This is a genomic window from Chromobacterium sp. IRSSSOUMB001, assembly GCF_023507765.1.
GTDB classification, from domain to species: domain Bacteria; phylum Pseudomonadota; class Gammaproteobacteria; order Burkholderiales; family Chromobacteriaceae; genus Chromobacterium; species Chromobacterium haemolyticum.
The window spans coordinates 1-18,297 of the sequence record NZ_JALCYU010000023.1; the positions used below are offsets into that span (position 1 = coordinate 1).

Here is an 18,297-nt window from a genome sequence, read left to right on the forward strand (position 1 = left end):
AAAAACGAAAAAATTTAGACCAATGTACTAAAAACATGACCACATAACAGGAAAAATGAACCATTCACGACATAAGCTTCAGGTACTAAGAACGTGTTTACGATCTAGCGAGCTAAGGTGAAAGCAGCTGAAAAAGAGGAATGTACATACGGTACGTGAACATTTCGAAGCAGGTTTCAACGCCATATCGCCGACGCGCAGCAGGCCATAAACAGGTTCTAAAAAGTAAGGACAAAGCCCTACTTCCTCGCATCAGCCCTGTTTTGATCGCAGATATCGCACGATCACAACAACAAGCAGTGACTACCGATACTCCGCACTTCCTTCGAAGCCGTCATGCCAATGAGAGCGGCTTCAATATTATCTTCCACAAGAGGTACAGCAGTATCCATTAGCATTAGTAGCGGCTACGAAAAACCAAATGTCATGTTGGTGTGACGCGACAGCGGCTATCGGCAAAACGGCACCCTTATAATTTTTTCCCAAAAGTGATTGACACTAAAAAGCCGGATCTATATTATTCCGCTTCTCGCAAGACACAACGTCTCGCGAAACAGCGCACCCGTAGCTCAGTTGGATAGAGTATCTGGCTACGAACCAGAGGGTCGGGCGTTCGAATCGCTCCGGGTGCGCCACAACTTAGTGTCCCTATAGTTTAGCGGTTAGAACACCGCCCTTTCACGGCGGTAGCCGGGGTTCGATTCCCCGTGGGGACGCCACTAGCACCCGTAGCTCAGTTGGATAGAGTATCTGGCTACGAACCAGAGGGTCGGGCGTTCGAATCGCTCCGGGTGCGCCACAATTTAAGTCCCTATAGTTTAGCGGTTAGAACACCGCCCTTTCACGGCGGTAGCCGGGGTTCGATTCCCCGTGGGGACGCCAGCTTTCTCAAGAAGCCCGTCATGGCAACATGACGGGCTTTTTGTTGTTTCCGCCAGGCGGCCATCCGGCCGCCCCGCCTTACCCTTCCGCCCAAGCCAGCGTCGCCCTATACCCCTCCGGTGCCTCCAGCGCCCAGGCTCTTGTCGCCGGCCAGCGCTCAGGCGCGGCCATCCGCAACGGCAGCTCCTTGTTCGTCAGTTCCAAGGCCTCGAACGCGGACAGATGCTGGGCAATACCCACCCCCCAGGCTTTCAGCACCGCCTCCTTGATGGTCCACAACTGAAAGAAAGCCCCCACGTCCCGGCCGTGCCCACATAGCTCCAGCTCCCCCGGCAGCAGGGTCTGCTCCGCCAGCGCCGGCACGTCGCGCATGGGCTGCACCGTTTCGATGTCCACCCCCACTTGCCCGCCGCGCGCGATGGCGATCAGCGCGTAAGCGCCGGAGTGAGACACATTGAAGACAGGCGCTCCAGGCCAAGCCAAGACTGGCTTGCCGTGCTCTCCCAGCTCAAACACCAGCGCGTCCGGCGCCAGGCCGGTCTCTTGCGCCAACAGCCGCCGCAAAGCCAGCCGGGTCAGAGCGAACTGCAGCTGATTGATGGTACGCAGATAGCGCAGGCAACGCTTGCGCTCGTCCTGACTCAAGCCCGCCAGCAGCGCCTCGTCCACCGGCCAATCCACATCCAGCCCCACGCGGTACAGCCGCAAAGCCTGCGGCGCGCCCGCCGGGCAAGGCAAGGGCTTGATCAAAGCGTTCAGTTCCATCCGCCTCTCCGCGCAAAACCGCCATTATCCCCGGCCTGCGCCGGCTCGGCCATGCCGTTTTGTGACCCCCGCGCCACAGGCCCGCCCTTTTCGTTCGCCTCGCGGCCTTGTCCAGCTTGAATTCGATAATGAGAATCGTTACCATTTGGCCATGGATAAATTCATGCAAGCCCACACCGCCTCCAAGTCCGGCTCCGGAACCGGCGCTGCCAGCCTGTCGCCAGTGCTGCGCAGCTGCGAGCTGTTCGCCAAAGGCAAGGAAATCCTGATCGAACATCAGGGCGAGATGTACCGCTTGCAGTTGACCCGCAACGGCAAGCTCATCCTGATCAAATAGGTCCCAGACCACACACACCGCAAGCCAGCCAAAATCAGCCAGCCAGCGGAAGCACCCAACCTTAGGAAGTTTGGAGTTTCCATGGCCATATTTCGCGCCACCCCCTTGGTTTTGAGCCTGGCCGCAGCCTGGCCCGCGCTGGCGGCAACGCCGGCGGAACTGGAGACCGTTCAGGTCACCGCTCACCGCAGCAGCAAACCGCTGGCGGAAACCGCCCCCAACGCCAGCGTGATCTCGCGCCACAAACTGGACGATCAACTGGTGCGCGACATCGCCGACGCGGTCAAATACGAACCCGGCGTGGAAGTGGCCACCGATCCGGCGCGCCGCGGCAACGCCGGCTACACCATCCGCGGCATAGACGGCAACCGCATCCTGATGCTGATCGACGGCATCCGCCTGCCGGAGTCCTATGCCGGCGGCGGCAGCAATAACGGCGCCGTTTCCGGCCGCGACTACGTGGAACTGGAAACCCTGCGCGCCATCGACATCGTCAAGGGCCCCACCTCCAGCCTGTACGGCTCCGACGCCATCGGCGGCGTGGTGGGCTACCGCACCAAGACCGTGGACGATTTCGTCCCGGAGGAGCAAGGCGTGGGCGGCAGCGTCAAGGGCTTTGGCGGCACCGCCGACAACGGCTGGGGCAGCAGCGCCGGCGTGGGCATCAAGGGCGAGCGCAGCGATCTGATGGTGCTCTACACCCACCGCAACGGCCATGAAACCGATAATCAGGGCAATAACGACAGCAGCGGCACGCTGCGCACCAAGCCGAATCCGCAAAGCTGGGACAGCGACAACGTGCTGGCCAAGCTGGGCTTCAAGCCTGCCGCCAATCAGCGGCTGGAGCTGACGCTGGAACACTATCGGCGCGATGCTAATACCAATCTGCTGAACACCTTGACCTCGACGGTACGCAAAAATGAATCAGAGGACAGAACCCAGCGCGACCGTGTGTCGCTGGCCTGGGAGGGTAAACAGCTGGGCGCCTTCGACCGCCTGGCGGTGAAAGCCTATTACCAGAAGCTGGACAACGCGGACACCAACACCGAATGGCGCAGCAACGGCCAGCGCATCTTCTCCGACTACGGCTTCACTCAAGACAGCTACGGCCTGACCCTGGAGGCCGAGCACAACTTCCAGGCCCTCTCCGCCGAGCACCAGCTGCTGTGGGGCGCGGACTTGAGCCGCAGCGACACCAGCCGGCCGCGAATGAAGACCTTGTTCAACACAAATGGCAGCAGCAGCAATGTCGTGGGAACCGATACCTTCCCCAACAAGACCTTCCCGGACAGCCGTTCCGAGCGCATCGGCCTGTTTGTCCAGGATGAGATCAAGTTCGGCAACGGCCTGGTGGCCTCGCCGTCGCTGCGCTGGGATCACTACAAGATGACGCCACAGCCGGACCAGGCCTTCGCCAACGGCAACCCCAACAACTATCAGGTGCCCACCTTCAAGGACGGCGCCTTCTCGCCCAAGCTGGGCCTGAGCCTGCCCTTCGCCGATCATTATACCGGCTTCCTGCAGTTCTCCTCCGGCTTCCGCGCGCCGCCGTTCGATGATGCCAATATGGCTTTCTCCAATACAGCTGGCAGCTACAAATACCAGGTCATTCCCAATCCCAACCTGAAATCGGAAACCAGTCGCGGCGTTGAACTGGGACTTAAGGGCCAGTGGACGGACTTTGACTTCGGCGTCACCGCCTATGCCAACCGCTACCAGGACTTCATTGATCGAGTTGGACTGGGCATGATTGATGGCTTTGACACCTACCAGTACCAGAATGTCGGCAAAGTCGATATCAAGGGCGTGGAAGGCCGCGCCGCCTGGCGATTCGCGCCGAGCTGGCGCGCGATGGCCTCCATCGCCTACACCCATGGCCAGAACAAGCAAACGAACGAGCCCTTGGCCAGCATCAGCCCGCTGAACGCCACGCTGGGCCTGCGCTATGACCAGGCGAACTTCGGCGGCGAGGCCTTGCTGAAACTGGCCCGCGCCAATACTCGCCTTCCCAACCTGCGTCCTGAAGAAGCACGCGGCCAAAGCACCACCCCGTTCAAAGCGCCCGGCTACGCGGTGCTGGACCTGACCGCTTACTGGAAGCCGGCCAAGAACACCACGCTGCGCGCCGGCGTGTTCAACGTCTTCGACCAGAAATACTGGAAAGCCGCCGACGTGCGCGGCAAGACCAGCAGCGACCGCGCGCTGGACCTGTTCACCCAGCCTGGCCGCAACGTCAGCGCCAGCGTCGAATACACCTTCTAACCGCGAGCGCCCGCCCCATCGCGGGCGCCCGTTTTTGATCGTTCCAAGGAGAATCCGAATATGACCGACTTCAGCCAGCTGTGGGATCGTTACCAAATCCTGAAAGCCAGCCAGCCGAAACTGCGCGTGCGCGACGCCGCCGACGCGCTGGGCGTCAGCGAAGCCGAGCTGGTGGCCGCCGATCCGGCGAGCCAGGCCCTGCGGCCGCATTGGAACGACATCTTGAGCCAGATCGGCCACCTGGGCCCGGTGATGGCGCTAACGCGCAATCACGCTTGCGTGCATGAAACCACCGGCGATTACCACAATGTGCAGATCGACGGCAAGATCGGCCTGGCCATCAACCCGGTCATCGACCTGCGCATTTTCCTGTTCCATTGGCAGCACGCCTTCGCGGTCACCACGGCCGGCGCGCGCGGCGAACAGCGCAGCCTACAATTCTTCGACCGCTTCGGCGAAGCGGTGCACAAAATCTATCTGACCGCCAATAGCGACGTGGCCGCCTATCAGCGCCTGGTGGAGAGCTTCGCCGCGCCCAAGACCGTGCTGCGCGTAGATCCGCCGGAAGCCGAAGCGGCGGAGCTGGACGACGAGGCCATCGACAAGGCCGGCTTCCAGCAGGAGTGGCGGAGCCTTAAAGACGTGCACGCCTTCCACCCCTTCCTGCGCCGCTGGGGCGTGTCCCGTCAACAAGGCTTTCGCCTGGCGCCTGAAGGCCAGGCCTGGCGCGTGCTGCCGGAAGCGGTGGAGCAATTGCTGCGCCGCGCCGCCCATATCGAAGCCCCCATCATGGTATTCGCCGGCAACCGCGGCATGATCCAGATCCACACCGGCCCGGTGCGCAATGTGCAGATCGTCGGCAACTGGCTCAATGTGCTGGACTCTCACTTCAACCTGCATCTGCGCACCGATCTGATTGCCGAGGCTTGGGTCACCCGCAAGCCGGGCGACCACGGCGTGGTGACCTCGCTGGAACTGTTCGACGACCAGGGCCTGTCGCTGGCCACTTTCTTTGGCGAACGCAAGCCAGGCCAAGCGGAACGCGTGGAATGGATCAAGCTGCTGGGCGAACTGCCGGTACTGGAGCGCGCCGATGTCGCCTAAATTCGCCTTCGCCGCCCTGCTGGGCCTGGCTGCCGCTTTGCCCGTCTGGGCAGGGAACCTCGAAAAACCGTCGCGAGCCGTTCGAGAGCAAGGCGCACCGCGCGCAGCGACCGAGATAGTACAAACGGTACAGCGAGGGAGCGAGCACGGAGCAACGCAGCTATCGAACCGCACAGCAGGTGTTTCGAGGCTTCCCACGCAACGCATCGTGGTGATGACCCCCGACATCGCCGATATCGTAGTGGCGCTGGACGCCGGCAAGGAAGTCGTCGGCCGCGACCGTTCCAGCAAAGCGCCGGCTTTGGCCCAGGCGCAAGTGGTGGGCTTTTCCCGCGCGCTGAACGCCGAAACCATCGCCCGGCTCAAACCCACTCTGGTGTTGGGCAGCGCCGAGGCGCAACCACCCACGGTGTGGGCCCAGCTGCGCCAATTGCAGGTGCGCGCCGAGGAAGTGACGCGCCGCGAGGACGGCGCGGATTTCGCCGACGCGATCCGCAAAGTGGGACAACTCTTGGGCCGCGACGCCCACGCCCAGCAACTGGCCAGCCGCTGGCAGCGCGAGATGACGCCGCGCCCGGCGCGCGGCGTGCGCTACTTGGTCAGCTACGACGGCCAACTGGTGGCCGGCCGCGACACCGCCGCCGACACCCTGATCCGCGCCGCCGGCGGCGTCAACGTCGCCAGCCAGTTGTCCGGCTTCAAGCCGATGGCGCGCGACGCCTGGCAGAGCCTGCGGCCGGACGTGATCATTCTGGGCAGCCACACCGGCGCGGTGCACGGCGGCAAGGAAGCCTTCTCCAAACGGCCGGAAATCGCTTCCACGCCGGCCGGAAAACAAGGCCGCATCTACCTGCTGCCGGCCAAGGACGCGATGATGGTGGGCCTGAACAGCCCGGCGGTAGTCGATCAGATGGTGAAAATGTGAGCGCGCTGCCCCTGGACGCTGTCACGCCCCACCGCGGCCGCTGCTTGTTGCTGGGCCTGATCGCCGCCAGCCTGCTGCTGCCGCTGTTGGCCTTGTCCAGCGGCGGCAACGGCCTGGCCTGGCCGGACTTCAGCGATCCGCTCCTGACCCAACTGCGGCTGCCGCGCATCGCCGCGGCGCTGGGCGTGGGCGCGGCGCTGGCCGCCAGCGGCGCGGCGCTGCAAGCCCTGTTTCGCAATCCGCTGGCCGACCCCGGCCTGATAGGCACCTCCAGCGGCGCGGCGCTGGCGGTGGTCGGCATGCTGGCCGTCGGCGCCGCCGGCCTGTCCTTGCCGCTGGCCGCCTTTGGCGGCGGCCTACTGGCCACCTGGCTGATCCTGTTGCTGTCGCGGCTGGTCCGCGGCGGCCTGGCCGGTCTGCTGTTGATGGGCTTGGTGGTGGGCGCCTTCTGCGGCGCGGTCACCAGCCTGATGATTTTCATGTCCGACGACCTGACCCTGCGCGCCGCCACCAGCTGGCTGGCCGGCAATCTGTCCTCCGCTTCGTCGGAACGGCTGCTGGCCTGCCTGGGCGTAGCCGCCCTGGGCTTGCTGATCCTGATTGCGGTGGGCCGCGATCTGGACTGCCTGCTGCTGGGCGAAGACGCCGCCCAATCCCTGGGCATCGACGTGCGTCGCACCCGCCGGCTCACCGCCGTCGGCGCGGCGCTGGCCACCGGCGGCGCGGTGGCGCTGTCCGGAGTGATCGGCTTCGTCGGCATGATGATCCCCAACGCGCTGGCCCTGCTGATGGGCGGCTGCCGCCGCAGGCTGATCCTGCTGTCGGCCTGGGCCGGCGCCTTGTTCCTGCTGGCGGTGGACACGCTGGCGCGCACCATCGCCTGGCCCATTGATCTGCCTGTGGGCCTGATGGCGGCATTCGCCGGCCCGCCGTTCTTTGTATGGCTGTTCCGGCGACAACAAAGGAGTCTGATCAATGGCTGAAACCACAACCCTGTGCGTGCGCCAGCTGGCCTGCGACATCGGCGGCAAGCGGATTCTGGACGACATCAACTTGGATTTGCCCACCGGCCGGGTCAGCGCGCTGCTAGGCCCCAACGGCGCCGGCAAAACCACCTTGATGCGGCTGCTGGCCGGCCTGGACACGCCCAGCGCCGGCGCGGTGCGCCTGGCCGGCCAGTGCGTCGGCCGCATGGAGCCGGCGGTGCGCGCCCGCCGCATCGCCTGGGTGCCTCAGCACATTCCCTCCGGCATTCCGCTGACGGTGCGCGAGTTCGTAATGCTGGGCCGCGTGCCCTACCTCGGCGCTTTCTCTCGCCCGCGGGTTGAGGACAAAAGCGCGGTGGCGGACGCGCTGGGCACGGTGGAGCTGGACGATTACGCCGACAAACGGTTGGATCAATTATCCGGCGGCGAACGCCAGCGCGCGGCCATCGCCCGCGCCTTGGCGCAGCAAGCGCCGGTGCTGCTGCTGGACGAGCCCACCAATCACCTGGACCTGCGCCACCAGCACCGCTTGCAACAACTGCTGCTGGAGCTGTCCCGCCAGGGCCGCACCGTGGTGCAGGTGCTGCACGATCTGGCGCTGGCCGCCAGCTACGCCGACCACGTGGCCTTGCTGGAACAGGGCCGGCTGGTGGTGGCGGGCGCGCCGGAACAGGTGCTGACGCCGGAGCGGCTGCTGGCGGTCTACCGCTGGCCAGTGCGTTTGCAGCGCAACGGCAACGACTGGCAGGTCAACGCCGCCTTGGCGCAGGCGCAGAAGCCCGCGGCGCTGGCTGCCGGGGCCTGAGAACTTGTTCAAAGTCTGCTGCGCTTCGTGAAGCGTTGCACGGTGAGTACAAGCTCAAAATGCTCATGCACCCAACCATTCCGCTTCCTCAGCGGTTTTCGCCTTGTCTCGCCCTAGTTCGCGAAACTTTGAACAGACTCTGAGACCAAGTCCAAAAATAAAAACCCCCGGCTTGCTTGTGCGAGCCGGGGGTTTTTCGCGATCTGGCCGCGCTTATTTCAACGCGTAGATCGCCGGCAGATTGCGCCAGGCGCCGCGCACGTCCATGCCGTAACCGAACACGTAGCGGTCCGGCACGTCCAGGCCGACGAAGTCCGCCAGCATCGGCTTTTCCTTGCTGATCAGCTTGTTGGCGAACACGCCGCTGTAGAAGGCCTTGGCGCCCATGGCCATCACTTTGTCGCGGATCGCCGCCATGGTGTGGCCTTCGTCCAGGATATCGTCCAGCACCAGCACCACGCGGTCGCGCACGTCTTCCTTGGGCGCTTGTTTCCACACCAGCTCGCCGCCCTGGGTCTTGTCGCCGTAGCGAGACACGTGAACGTAGTCAAAGTCCAGCGGGAAAGCCAGGCGCGGCAGCAACTGGCCGGTAAACACCACGGCGCCGCCCATCACGGACAAGACCAGCGGATAGGTTTCGCCCAGTTCCTCGGTGATTTCCACCGCCATGCGGTCAACGGCCGCGCTGACTTCCTCGGCGGTAAACAGCACGTCGGAGCTGTTGATCAGGCCACGGGCCTCGGCAATATTGGGCATGATGACTCCTTGATTCACACACGCAAACGCCGCTCTTGCCCATATCATCAAAAAAACAGGAGCGGCGTGATTGAAAAAACGATTAGTTCTTGGCCAGCGAGCGCAGATAGGCTGCGAACTCGACGCCCACCTCATGATGCTGCAAACCGTAATTGACCGTGGCTTTAAGATAGCCCAGCTTGGAGCCGCAGTCGTAACGCACGCCCTTGAACGGCAGCGCCAACACCGGCTCGTCCTTCATCAGCGCCGCGATGCCGTCGGTCAGCTGGATTTCGCCGCCAGCGCCGGCCGTGGTGTTGACCAGCTTGTCGAAGATGCGCGGGGTCAGGATGTAACGGCCCACCACCGCCAGATTGGACGGCGCCACTTCCGGACGCGGCTTTTCCACGATGTGCTCAACTTGCTGATGGCCGCGCGCGTCCGGCGCCACCTTGACGATGCCGTAGGAACTGGTTTCCTCAGGCGCCACGGTTTCGACTCCCAGCACCGAAGCATGGGTTTCATCGAACAGCTTGACCATCTGCTCCATCGCGCCCGGCGCGCCTTCGATCAGGTCGTCGGCCAGGATCACCGCGAACGGCTCGTTACCCACCACCGGCCGCGCGCACAGCACCGCGTGGCCCAAACCAAGCGCCTCGGTCTGACGGATGAAGATGCAAGACACCGACGGCGGAATAATGCCCTGAACGGTTTCCAGCAGCTTCTGCTTATTCTTGTTTTCCAGTTCGGTTTCCAGCTCGTAAGCCTTGTCGAAATGGTCTTCAATCGAACGCTTGTTGCGGCCGGTGATGAAAATCAACTCGGTCATGCCCGCGGCAATCGCCTCTTCCACCGCGTACTGGATCAGCGGTTTGTCCACCACCGGCAGCATTTCCTTGGGGCTGGCCTTGGTGGCCGGCAGGAAGCGGGTGCCCAGGCCGGCGACGGGAAAGACCGCTTTCGTGATTTTTTTCATGCCCATTCTCGTTAACAAGCGTTGACAGGCGCGCATTCTACCGCGCCCCGGCCCGCGGGTGAAAGTCCCGGCCTCACAAACCGGCGGGAAAACGCCGCGCCAGCGCCTGAGCCGCGTTTTCCAGCACCGGCCCCCAAACGCCGGCTTCCGCCTGACGCCAGACCCGCATCGACTCGTACCACGGGGCTCGCTCGCCGGCGGCCAGGAAGAAGGGCGCGCTTTCCGCGCGCATCAACACCCAAACCGGCTTGCCCATCGCCCCGGCCAGGTGGGCGACGGCGGTGTCCACGGTGATCACCAGATCCAGCTCCGCCACCCAGGCGGCGGTGTCGGCGAAATCGCTCAAGGCCGGCGTGGCCAACAAAGCTTGCAAAGCCGAAGGCGGCTCGCCCGGCTGCAGGGACACAAAATCAATGCCGGGCAGCCGGCACAGCGCGGCGAACTCTTCCGGCGGCACCGATTTGTGGCGACGCCAATGATCGGCCTTGCCCACGCCCCATTGTCCGCTCTCCCACACCACGCCGACGCGCGGCCGGCCGCCGCGGCACGGCGGGATGCTTGCCGCCGGCACCGCCGCCAGATAAGGCTGAGCGGGCAGATTGTCCAAGGTGATGCCCAACACGCCCGGCAAGGACATCAGCGGCAGTTGGCAATCGAACACCGGCGCGGCCTCCGGCTCCAACAATTCCACGCCATCGAATTGAGCGAACAGGCGGTGGAAGGTTTTGGGGCAGGCCAATAGCAGGCGCGCCCTCGGGTGCTCGGCTCGCAACCGCGGCAGGAAACGCGCCATCTGGAGGCTGTCGCCCAAGCCCTGTTCCGCCCAGAGCAGCAAGGTGGATGCGCCCAGCGCTTGGCCTTGCCAGCGCCGATCGTGGTGGCGCGGCTGCAGAATGGCCTCCCAGCGCGCCTCGTAATACGGCCAGGCCTCGGCGTAGCGGCCGGCCAGCAATAGCGCGATGGACAGGCTGAAACGCAGATTGGCGTCGTCCGGGTCCAGTTCCAGACCGCCTTGCAGCACAGCGATGGCGTCGTCCAGCAATAAGGCGCAGGTGCAGGCATAGCCCAGGTTGTTGCATCGCGCCGGACTGACTCCGGCCAGCTCGATGGCGCGCAAATGGCAGGCGATGGCTTCCTGATATTGCAAGCGGTGCTGCAAAACCACGCCCAGGTTGCTCCAAGCGTCCACATGCTCGGGCTCCGCCGCCAGCGCCTCGCGCAACAGCGCCTCCGCCAGCTCCAATTCGCCCAATTCCTTGAGCAGCACAGCCAGATTGCATTTGATGTTGACGGACTGCGGATTGAGCGCGGCGGCGGCCAGGTAGTCGTCCAGCGCGCGCGCGCTGTCGCCTTGGCGCAGGCGGGCGTTGGCGCGGTTGGCCAGCGCCTGCCAATCCTTGGCGTTCCGCCTCAGACATTGATCAAACGCCTGCTCCGCCTCGCGCCAGCGGCCTTCCGCCGCGAATTGATTGCCTTGTTCAAAGGCTTGGTCCGCCATATCCGCTCCTTGGCTTACTCTCCGGCCAGCAAGGCTTGCAAGCCGGCCTCGTCCAAAATCGCCACGCCCAGTTCTTCCGCCTTGGCCAGCTTGCTGCCGGCCTCCGCTCCCGCGACGACGTAATGGGTTTTCTTGGAGACGCTGCCGGATACCTTGCCGCCGGCGGCTTCTATCAACTCCTTGGCCTGATCCCGGCTCAAGGTCGGCAGCGTGCCGGTCAGCACCAGGGTCTTGCCTTCCAGCACCCCAGCCGCCGCGGCTTGCGCCGGCAGCGCCGCCAGGATCTCGTCAACCAAGGCGGCCAGCGCGCGCAGGCTGTCGCGCTTGCCCGGCAAATCAAGCCAGTCGGCCAGCGCGTTGATCACCTCGGCCGGCAACTCCAGATCCAGCAGCGCGCGCCGCTCGCGTTCGGCCAAGGCGGCCAGGCCGTCTATCTGCCCCGCCAATTGCTGGCTGCGCACCTCGGTCAAACGCGGAATGTCCAGCCGCGCCAGCAACACGGCCGGCTGTAGGCGCTCGGCCAGGCGCGGGGACGGCGCGTGCTCGTCGGCCGGGGCGACATGACTCAACAACTCGTCCAGTGCGGCTTCGTTATTGGCTTCGGCGAAAAAGTCCGCCAGCGATTCCGCCACCACGCCGCCAATATCCGGCAACGCCGCGAACAAGGCCGCCGGCGAACGGCGGATCAAGCTCATCGTCCCCAGCCAATCGGCCAAGGTTTTGGCGGTGGATTCGCCCACATGGCGGATGCCCAGCGCGAATAACAGCCTCGCCAGCGGCGGCCGTCGGCTGGCGGCGATCGCCTCGATCAGGTTTTCCGCCCACTTGCTAGCCACCTTGCCCGCCTTGACGGTTTCCGGAGTCACGCCTTCGTCCTCATCGGCGCGGCGCTTCATCTCCAGCAAGTCTTCCAGCGTCAGCCGATACAGATCGGCCACGCCGCGCACATAGTCGTACTCCACCAGCTTGTCGATATAGCGTTCGCCAAGACCGTCGATATCCATCATGCGGCGGCCGGCGAAGTGTTGAATCGCCTGGCTGCGCTGGGCGCGGCAGGACAAGCCGCCGGAGCAGCGCGCCACCGCCTCGCCCTCTTCGCGCACCACGTGGCTGCCGCAGACCGGACAGACCGCCGGCAAACGATAGGCGGGGTATTGCGGCGTTTCGCCGGCGCTGAACAGATCGCCTCCGGCTGCCGGCTGCATTGGCCGGCGCTCCAGCACCACGGACACCACCTCGGGGATCACGTCGCCGGCGCGGCGCACAATCACGGTATCGCCGACGCGCACATCCTTGCGCCGCGCCTCGTCCTCATTGTGCAGGGTAGCGTTGGTGACGGTGACGCCGCCGACGAACACCGGCTTCAAGCGCGCCACCGGGGTGATGGCGCCGGTGCGCCCCACTTGCTCCTCGATCGCCTCAACTTGAGTCAGCGCCTCCTCGGCCGGAAACTTGTGGGCGATGGCCCAGCGCGGCGCGCGCGACACAAAGCCCAGTTCATCCTGCAAGGCGCGCTGGTTGACCTTGTACACCACGCCGTCGATATCGAAAGGCAGGCCGGGACGTCGCTGCCTCACCTGTTCGTAATAGGCGATCAAGCCATCCACGCCGCGCACCACCGGCCGCAAATCCTCGGCCACCACCGGGAAGCCCAGCTCGCGCAACCAGGCCATTTCAGCGCTGTGGCTGGCCGGCCAGTCCTCGCCTTCCACCTGAGCGATGGAATAGGCGAAGAAAGACAAGCGGCGCTGAGCAGTGATGCGCGAATCCAGCTGACGCAGGCTGCCAGCGGCGGCGTTGCGCGGATTGGCGAAGGTCTTGTCGCCGCGCGCCGCCTGCTCGGCGTTGAGCTTGTCGAAGTCCTGTTTCAGCATCAACACTTCGCCGCGCACTTCCAGCAGGCTGGGCACGGCGGCCCCTGCCGGCAAACGCAGCGGAATCGCGCGCACGGTACGGATGTTCTCGGTGACGTTTTCGCCCGTCACGCCGTCTCCGCGAGTCGCAGCCTGGACCAGCACGCCGTCGCGGTAGAGCAAAGAGATCGCCAGGCCGTCGAACTTGGGCTCTGTTGCGTACTCCACCTCCGCGGCGTCCAGGCCCTTGCGCACCCGCTCATCGAACTGCAGCAGTTCCTCATGGCGCAGTTCCCGCTCGCTCAGTTGCATATCGGAAAACGCGTTGGACAGCGACAGCATGGGCACGCTGTGGGTCACTTGCTGGAACTCGTCCAGCGGCGCGCCGCCGACGCGTCGGGTAGGCGAATCCGCGCTCGCCAGTTCCGGGTGCTCCTGTTCCAGCTGCTGCAGCTCCCGGAACAGGCGGTCGTATTCGGCGTCCGGCACCGTGGGCGCGTCCAGCACATAGTATTCGTGGCCGTAGCGGTTCAGCAGTTGATGCAGTTCGGCTACGCGCTGTTGCGGGGTGAGGGTGGTCATGTTCAGTCGGACTCAAACAGAAAAAGCCGGCGTGGCGCCGGCCTTGGAAACGGAAGATTATCGAGCGGGCCGATTACCCCAGTGTAGCGGCTGGACAGCAAGGAGACACCGGGGCTTGCGGCCGGTCAGGCAAACAGCCGCAAGGCGGCCACGCTGCCGGGGGCGATGCCGCGGTCGTCCATGCTGCCGTAGATGTGCAGCAATTGGTCGCGAATGCGGGTCAGGCCGGCGTCGGACAGCGGACGGCGGTTGTCGTCCACCAGTTGGGCGTCGAACTCCTGCGCCAACTGGCGCGCGAAATACACGGCCCGGTCGAACACCTCGACCCCGCCGGCCACGCGCGGCACGTCGAACAACAGAGTCAGCGCCGGGAAGGATTTGTCCAGCAGCGTGTGGAAGGTGAACGGCATCTGGTCGGCCGCCATCAGCGAATACAGGGTGTTGCCGGAGTCCGCCAGGTAATGGAAAGCGCCGTCCGGCTCCAGTTGCAGGCCGGCGGCCTCGGCGAAACTGCGCAGCCGGGTGCCTTCTATCGGCCCCTGCGGCACGATGTTGATGCCGATCAGCACGTCCACGTCGGCGCAGAAACGGTCCAGCTCGCGCGCCGCCACCAGCTTCTGCTGACGCTGCGGGAAACTGACCGCGGCGTCGTGCTCCTCGGCGAAACGCGATACTTGTTGGCAGAAACCGGCCAGTTCCTGCTCAGTCACCGCACCGCTGCGATCCACCATCTGCATGCTGACGTTGATCTGCTTGTAACGGGTTCCAGGCAGGGCTTCGGCCGGCTTCCACAGGCCTTTTTCCGTGCGGCCTATCAATTGGGTGCGCTTGCCCACGTTGAAACGCGGGATCGCCGCCAGCTCGTGCGGCGCATGGAACACCACCTCGGCGATGAAATCCAAAGACGGGTCCAGCATCGCCACCACCAGCGCCTGGTGATCGGCGGAGTCCATCTGCGGAGCCTCGTCCTCTTCCTCCACCACCGGCACCGCGTCGAAGACCGCCTCGCGCGGCCGGTCAGGCTCGGCTCGCGCCTGCTCCACGGGGATTTGCGGCTCAAAGTAAGCGGCGGCGTAGTCGTCCGGCTCCGGCGAGGCGTCCACCAGCACCGGTTCCATCCGGTCCTGCTTCACGCCGTCGCGCACATTGTTCTTGGGTACGTCCAGCAGCACGTCGTCGTGGCCGCGCGTGAAGGCCTGGCGAGTCTTCTTGCGAAAACGCCATTCCTGAAAAGCATTGAATCCGTACACCAGAGCGATCACCGCGCCGCCCAGTATCAATACACCAATCTGTAATTCGCTCATCAGCCAGTCCGCATTAAGGCGAATAATCGAAGCCGTCGGCAGCCTCCTCGCCGCGCGCCGACGCATCTCTCAATGCGCGATGCGGCGTCTTTCGGCAATAGCCGGGCCGACAGCCTCCCTTTAAGTATTCGGCAACAAAACCGTTCGAATCTGGCGTTTCGGCCAGTCGAGAACGGCGATAGACCACGGTTATTATAACGAAAGCCTCAGCTTGCGCATCATTTGGCGGCAATTTAGACGTAAATGCCTTGCCGCCAGCGTAAATCAAGCCGGGGCGATAGCTGATGCGGGCAATTTGGCGCTTCAAACCGGGTTCTCAACCTGAATTGGATGCCGAATCGCCCCTGCTGGTTCCATCAGACCGCGTAGAACGGCTCCAGCCAACCGTTGTACGTCGCGAATCGGCCCGCCGCAAGCGGGCCAAATGGAAGCGGAACGTCATTTTCAGTGCCGAAAGGTCCGGCAGATGACATTTCTGACAGGGGCGCTCTGAAATATCTCGTGCCAGAATATTTCGTGTTCATGCAAATGAATGATTCCAAATCGTCTTAAACACTGCTTAGGAAAGCAAGGGATAGATCGATGAAAAACACTTCTCAAGCCAGTTTCCTTCCGGTGGTCCACGAGCTGGCGCGCACCTACCAGGCATTCGAACAGTTTGCCAGCCAGCACATTCGTCAGCTGGGCCTGACTCCGCCGCAATTCGACGTGGTCGCCACCCTGGGCCATAGCAAGGGCATGAATTGCAAGGAGCTGTCCGACCGCACGTTGATCACCAAAGGGACGCTGACCGGCGTCATTGACCGGCTGGAAGACAAGGGTCTGGTTACCCGCACCATGCAGCCAAACGATCGCCGCAGCGTGTTCGTTTCCTTGACCCAGCACGGCGAACGTCTGTTCGATCAGGCCTTCCCCGCTCATATCGACTATATGCAGATCGCCTTCAAACGCTTTGGCGAACACGACCTGTCCGGCTTCTGCCAGGAACTGGGCCGCCTGCGCGAAGGCTTCAGCCTGGCGCTGGAGGAGCAGGAAGAAGTCACGGCTTAGCATCTCCAGGCGTCACCGCCCTTTACCCGGCGGCGAGACGCGGCCCCGCGATGCGGCCCGCGCCCTCGCCGCCATTGCATTTTCAATTCCGGCCGCGCCCGCGGCTCAAGGGCTTTGAAAACGCACCGGCACCATCAACACCGAATCCACCGCCTGGCCATTGCGTTTGGCCGGCGCGAAGCGCCAACGCTCCACCGTGGTCTTGGCCGCTCGGTCCAGCCGCGGATAACCGCTGCTGACGGCCACCGTCACCTCGCCGGCGCGGCCGGCGGCGCTAACGCTCACCCGCAGTAAAACCGTACCCTGCTCGCCGTTTTCCCGTGAGCGTTCCGGGTATTCCGGCTGCGGATTGTTCAGATATTCCGCGCGGTACAATGCCACGCTGTCCACGCCGCCCTGCGATGTGCCGCCGCCCCCCGACCGCGCGGCGGCCCCGCTCTTCGCACCACTGTCGCCGGCGGACTCAACGGCGCTTGTCGCCGGCCCGGCCAGGCCGGCCTCAGGTAAAAGCGGAGGCGCCGCAAAACGGGCGCTTGGCTTGGAGCTTGGCCTGGCCGCCGCTTTATTTTCAACCTTGTTGCCGGCCTGATTCCCGGTCTTGGCCGCATTTTGAGCGATAACGGGCTCAGGTCCGCCCGCGGGCTGCGCCAGTCTCAGCGTCAACGCGGCCACGCTTGGCTGAGGCGGACGGCCTTGCCAAGCGAACAATAGCAAGGCATGCAGCGCCAACGACGCCAACAAAGCCCAACAAACCGGGCGCGCGCCCATCTTTCGCCTCAGCAGCGCATCCGGCTGCCCGGCCGGCTGTAATGCCACCAGGCCACCAGCATGGACACCAGATAAAACACAAAGAACATGCCGAAAGCCGGCAGGAAACTACCGAAGGCGGCCAGCGCGCTGCCGAAGGATTTGGGAATCACGAAGCCGCCGAACGCCGCCATCACCGAACTGACATTCATCGCCGACGCGCCGCGCCGCCCACCGCGCGCGTAGGCTTCCGCAACGTCCAGGCCCGCGGCCTTGGCCCGCTGGCCCGCCTGCAACAGAAAAACCTTGGGCGCCAATTGAAAAGACGAACCGTTGCCCACGCCCGCGGCGAAGAAAATCAACTGAAACATGGCGAGGAACAGCCAGAACGAACCGCCGTTGCCGGCGGAAGGCATGCTCAGATAAACGCCGACGGTGGCCAGCGCCATCACCCCGTTGCTGAGCATGGTGGCGATGCCGCCGCCGATGTGGTCGCCCATCCAGCCGCCCAGCGGCCGCGACAAGGCGCAGACCATGGGCCCGATAAAGGCGTAGGGCGTGACATCGATCAGCGGGAACATATTGCGCGCCAGCAGAGGAAAGGCGGCGGCGAAGCCGAGGAAAGTGCCGTAGCTGCCCATGTACAGCAGGCAGATATACCAAGTGTGCGGATCGCGCATCGCGTCCAGCTGATCATGCGGCGTGATGCGCAGCTTGGGCAGATCATGCGCGTACAGTAAGCAGGCCAGCGCGATGACGACGATGAAGGGCAGCCACAGATACCCGGCGTTCTGCAGCCACACCGGGTGCACGGCGCCGCCAACGCCCCAGATCTGCGGCCCGCCGGCCGCGCCGAACAAGGGCAGCAGAATCACCACCGGGATCGCCAATTGCGCCACCGACACGCCCAGATTTCCCAACCCCGCGTTCAACCCCATCGCCAGCCCTTTGGCCGCCTTGGGAAAGAAAAAGCTGGTATTGGACAGATGAGAAGCGCTAGCGCCGCCGCCGATGCCGCACAAGCCGGACACCAGCAACAGCATGGGAAACGGCGTCGAAATATCCTGCACCACCGTGGCCACGCCCAAAGCCGGCAGCAAGAGCAGCAAGGTGGAAATGCCCAGCCACAGGCCGCCGCCCACCCAGCTCCATATCCATGAGTACAACAGCCTCATCAAGGCGCCGACCAGCGGCGGAATCGACACCAGCAGGAACTGCTGCTGATTGCTGAGCGCGAACCCGACCGCCGGCAGGTTGACCACCACCATGCTCCACATCATCCAGATATTGAAGTTCAGGTGCAGCGACAGGATGGACAGCCAGAGATTGCGATTGGCGATGCGCCGCCCGCGGCGCAGCCAGAAAATAGGGTTTTCAGGTTCCCAACGCTTGATGCTTACGGTCATGCCTATTCATCCAGCAATGATATCGTCCGGCGGCCGCTGCCGCCGGGAAGCTGCGCAGTATGCCATTCGCGCGCGCGCTA

Annotated in this window: 16 protein-coding genes and 4 tRNA genes; 11 read left to right on the plus strand and 9 right to left on the minus strand. The window is 64.1% G+C overall.

Annotated elements, in window-relative coordinates; genetic code table 11:
• Nucleotides 1–558 precede the first annotated feature (558 nt).
• The 4 genes from MOV80_RS21800 (at nt 559) to MOV80_RS21815 (ending at nt 882) form a co-directional block, all read left to right on the plus strand.
• Nucleotides 559–635: transfer RNA gene (locus MOV80_RS21800), tRNA-Arg, on the plus strand.
• Nucleotides 636–644: 9 nt separating this feature from the next.
• Nucleotides 645–719, plus strand: a tRNA-Glu gene (locus MOV80_RS21805).
• 3 nt (nt 720–722) lie between these two features.
• Nucleotides 723–799: transfer RNA gene (locus tag MOV80_RS21810), tRNA-Arg, on the plus strand.
• 8 nt (nt 800–807) lie between these two features.
• Nucleotides 808–882, plus strand: a tRNA-Glu gene (locus tag MOV80_RS21815).
• 78 nt (nt 883–960) lie between these two features.
• Here the strand turns inward: MOV80_RS21815 and MOV80_RS21820 are convergent.
• A complete protein-coding gene (locus tag MOV80_RS21820; RefSeq protein ID WP_081575518.1) occupies nt 961–1,647 on the minus strand; it encodes a 4'-phosphopantetheinyl transferase superfamily protein in 687 nt (228 codons plus the stop codon).
• A gap of 163 nt (nt 1,648–1,810) precedes the next feature.
• Here MOV80_RS21820 and MOV80_RS21825 point away from each other — a divergent pair, with 163 nt between their 5' ends.
• The 6 genes from MOV80_RS21825 to MOV80_RS21850 all read left to right on the plus strand — a co-directional run bounded on the left by MOV80_RS21825 (nt 1,811) and on the right by MOV80_RS21850 (nt 8,066).
• Nucleotides 1,811–1,984 carry a hemin uptake protein HemP gene (locus MOV80_RS21825; protein WP_081555510.1) on the plus strand — a complete coding sequence of 58 codons (174 nt, stop codon included), beginning with the start codon at nt 1,811–1,813 and terminating at the stop codon, nt 1,982–1,984.
• Between the two features lie 81 nt (nt 1,985–2,065).
• Nucleotides 2,066–4,246, plus strand: coding sequence for a TonB-dependent hemoglobin/transferrin/lactoferrin family receptor (locus MOV80_RS21830; protein WP_107732863.1), 2,181 nt, complete (start codon nt 2,066–2,068; stop codon nt 4,244–4,246).
• A 60-nt stretch (nt 4,247–4,306) separates the two neighbouring features.
• Nucleotides 4,307–5,350 (plus strand): ChuX/HutX family heme-like substrate-binding protein, encoded by a 1,044-nt coding sequence (locus MOV80_RS21835; RefSeq protein WP_118266557.1) that lies wholly within the window; start codon nt 4,307–4,309, stop codon nt 5,348–5,350.
• Between the two features lie 214 nt (nt 5,351–5,564).
• Complete coding sequence (locus MOV80_RS21840) at nt 5,565–6,275, plus strand: ABC transporter substrate-binding protein (RefSeq protein ID WP_191186307.1); 711 nt, start codon at nt 5,565–5,567, stop codon at nt 6,273–6,275.
• Nucleotides 6,272–7,258, plus strand: a complete 987-nt coding sequence (locus MOV80_RS21845) for an iron ABC transporter permease (RefSeq protein WP_162896977.1) — start codon at nt 6,272–6,274, stop codon at nt 7,256–7,258. Before MOV80_RS21840 ends, MOV80_RS21845 begins: the two co-directional genes overlap by 4 nt.
• Nucleotides 7,251–8,066, plus strand: a complete 816-nt coding sequence (locus tag MOV80_RS21850) for an ABC transporter ATP-binding protein (RefSeq protein WP_019103181.1) — start codon at nt 7,251–7,253, stop codon at nt 8,064–8,066. Before MOV80_RS21845 ends, MOV80_RS21850 begins: the two co-directional genes overlap by 8 nt.
• 213 nt (nt 8,067–8,279) lie before the next feature.
• Here MOV80_RS21850 and MOV80_RS21855 read toward each other — a convergent pair whose 3' ends face one another.
• The 6 genes from MOV80_RS21855 to MOV80_RS21880 form a co-directional block, all read right to left on the minus strand.
• Nucleotides 8,280–8,822, minus strand: coding sequence for a hypoxanthine-guanine phosphoribosyltransferase (locus tag MOV80_RS21855; protein ID WP_019103182.1), 543 nt, complete (start codon nt 8,820–8,822; stop codon nt 8,280–8,282).
• Between the two features lie 82 nt (nt 8,823–8,904).
• Nucleotides 8,905–9,777 carry a UTP--glucose-1-phosphate uridylyltransferase GalU gene (gene galU, locus MOV80_RS21860; RefSeq protein ID WP_039755999.1) on the minus strand — a complete coding sequence of 291 codons (873 nt, stop codon included), beginning with the start codon at nt 9,775–9,777 and terminating at the stop codon, nt 8,905–8,907.
• Between the two features lie 73 nt (nt 9,778–9,850).
• Nucleotides 9,851–11,275 (minus strand): tetratricopeptide repeat-containing glycosyltransferase family protein, encoded by a 1,425-nt coding sequence (locus MOV80_RS21865; protein ID WP_118266552.1) that lies wholly within the window; start codon nt 11,273–11,275, stop codon nt 9,851–9,853.
• 14 nt (nt 11,276–11,289) lie between these two features.
• Entirely contained in the window at nt 11,290–13,710 is a 2,421-nt protein-coding gene (gene ligA / locus MOV80_RS21870; protein WP_118266550.1) for an NAD-dependent DNA ligase LigA, read from the minus strand.
• Nucleotides 13,711–13,835: 125 nt separating this feature from the next.
• Nucleotides 13,836–15,014 carry a cell division protein ZipA C-terminal FtsZ-binding domain-containing protein gene (locus MOV80_RS21875; RefSeq protein ID WP_019103186.1) on the minus strand — a complete coding sequence of 393 codons (1,179 nt, stop codon included), beginning with the start codon at nt 15,012–15,014 and terminating at the stop codon, nt 13,836–13,838.
• 13 nt (nt 15,015–15,027) lie between these two features.
• Entirely contained in the window at nt 15,028–15,321 is a 294-nt protein-coding gene (locus MOV80_RS21880; RefSeq protein ID WP_157222152.1) for a hypothetical protein, read from the minus strand.
• A 275-nt stretch (nt 15,322–15,596) separates the two neighbouring features.
• Here MOV80_RS21880 and MOV80_RS21885 point away from each other — a divergent pair, with 275 nt between their 5' ends.
• A complete protein-coding gene (locus MOV80_RS21885; protein ID WP_019103187.1) occupies nt 15,597–16,064 on the plus strand; it encodes a MarR family transcriptional regulator in 468 nt (155 codons plus the stop codon).
• A 105-nt stretch (nt 16,065–16,169) separates the two neighbouring features.
• On the opposite strand, the gene MOV80_RS23575 is transcribed toward MOV80_RS21885, so the two are convergent.
• Both MOV80_RS23575 and MOV80_RS21895 read right to left on the minus strand, forming a co-directional pair.
• Complete coding sequence (locus tag MOV80_RS23575; protein ID WP_161784633.1) at nt 16,170–16,454, minus strand: energy transducer TonB; 285 nt, start codon at nt 16,452–16,454, stop codon at nt 16,170–16,172.
• Nucleotides 16,455–16,840: 386 nt separating this feature from the next.
• Nucleotides 16,841–18,217 (minus strand): nitrite extrusion protein, encoded by a 1,377-nt coding sequence (locus MOV80_RS21895; protein ID WP_019103189.1) that lies wholly within the window; start codon nt 18,215–18,217, stop codon nt 16,841–16,843.
• Between the last annotated feature and the right edge of the window lie 80 nt (nt 18,218–18,297).

Excerpts from the sequence above, each read along its gene's own strand:
- MOV80_RS21865 (WP_118266552.1), bottom strand. The coding sequence starts at position 11,275 with ATGGCGGACCAAGCCTTTGAACAAGGCAATCAATTCGCGGCGGAAGGC.
- MOV80_RS21835 (WP_118266557.1), top strand. The coding sequence starts at position 4,307 with ATGACCGACTTCAGCCAGCTGTGGGATCGTTACCAAATCCTGAAAGCC.
- MOV80_RS21825 (WP_081555510.1), top strand. The coding sequence starts at position 1,811 with ATGCAAGCCCACACCGCCTCCAAGTCCGGCTCCGGAACCGGCGCTGCC.
- galU (WP_039755999.1), bottom strand. The coding sequence starts at position 9,777 with ATGAAAAAAATCACGAAAGCGGTCTTTCCCGTCGCCGGCCTGGGCACC.
- MOV80_RS21855 (WP_019103182.1), bottom strand. The coding sequence starts at position 8,822 with ATGCCCAATATTGCCGAGGCCCGTGGCCTGATCAACAGCTCCGACGTG.
- MOV80_RS21850 (WP_019103181.1), top strand. The coding sequence starts at position 7,251 with ATGGCTGAAACCACAACCCTGTGCGTGCGCCAGCTGGCCTGCGACATC.
- MOV80_RS21820 (WP_081575518.1), bottom strand. The coding sequence starts at position 1,647 with ATGGAACTGAACGCTTTGATCAAGCCCTTGCCTTGCCCGGCGGGCGCG.
- MOV80_RS21830 (WP_107732863.1), top strand. The coding sequence starts at position 2,066 with ATGGCCATATTTCGCGCCACCCCCTTGGTTTTGAGCCTGGCCGCAGCC.
- ligA (WP_118266550.1), bottom strand. The coding sequence starts at position 13,710 with ATGACCACCCTCACCCCGCAACAGCGCGTAGCCGAACTGCATCAACTG.
- MOV80_RS21875 (WP_019103186.1), bottom strand. The coding sequence starts at position 15,014 with ATGAGCGAATTACAGATTGGTGTATTGATACTGGGCGGCGCGGTGATC.
- MOV80_RS21895 (WP_019103189.1), bottom strand. The coding sequence starts at position 18,217 with ATGACCGTAAGCATCAAGCGTTGGGAACCTGAAAACCCTATTTTCTGG.
- MOV80_RS21840 (WP_191186307.1), top strand. The coding sequence starts at position 5,565 with ATGACCCCCGACATCGCCGATATCGTAGTGGCGCTGGACGCCGGCAAG.
- MOV80_RS21885 (WP_019103187.1), top strand. The coding sequence starts at position 15,597 with ATGAAAAACACTTCTCAAGCCAGTTTCCTTCCGGTGGTCCACGAGCTG.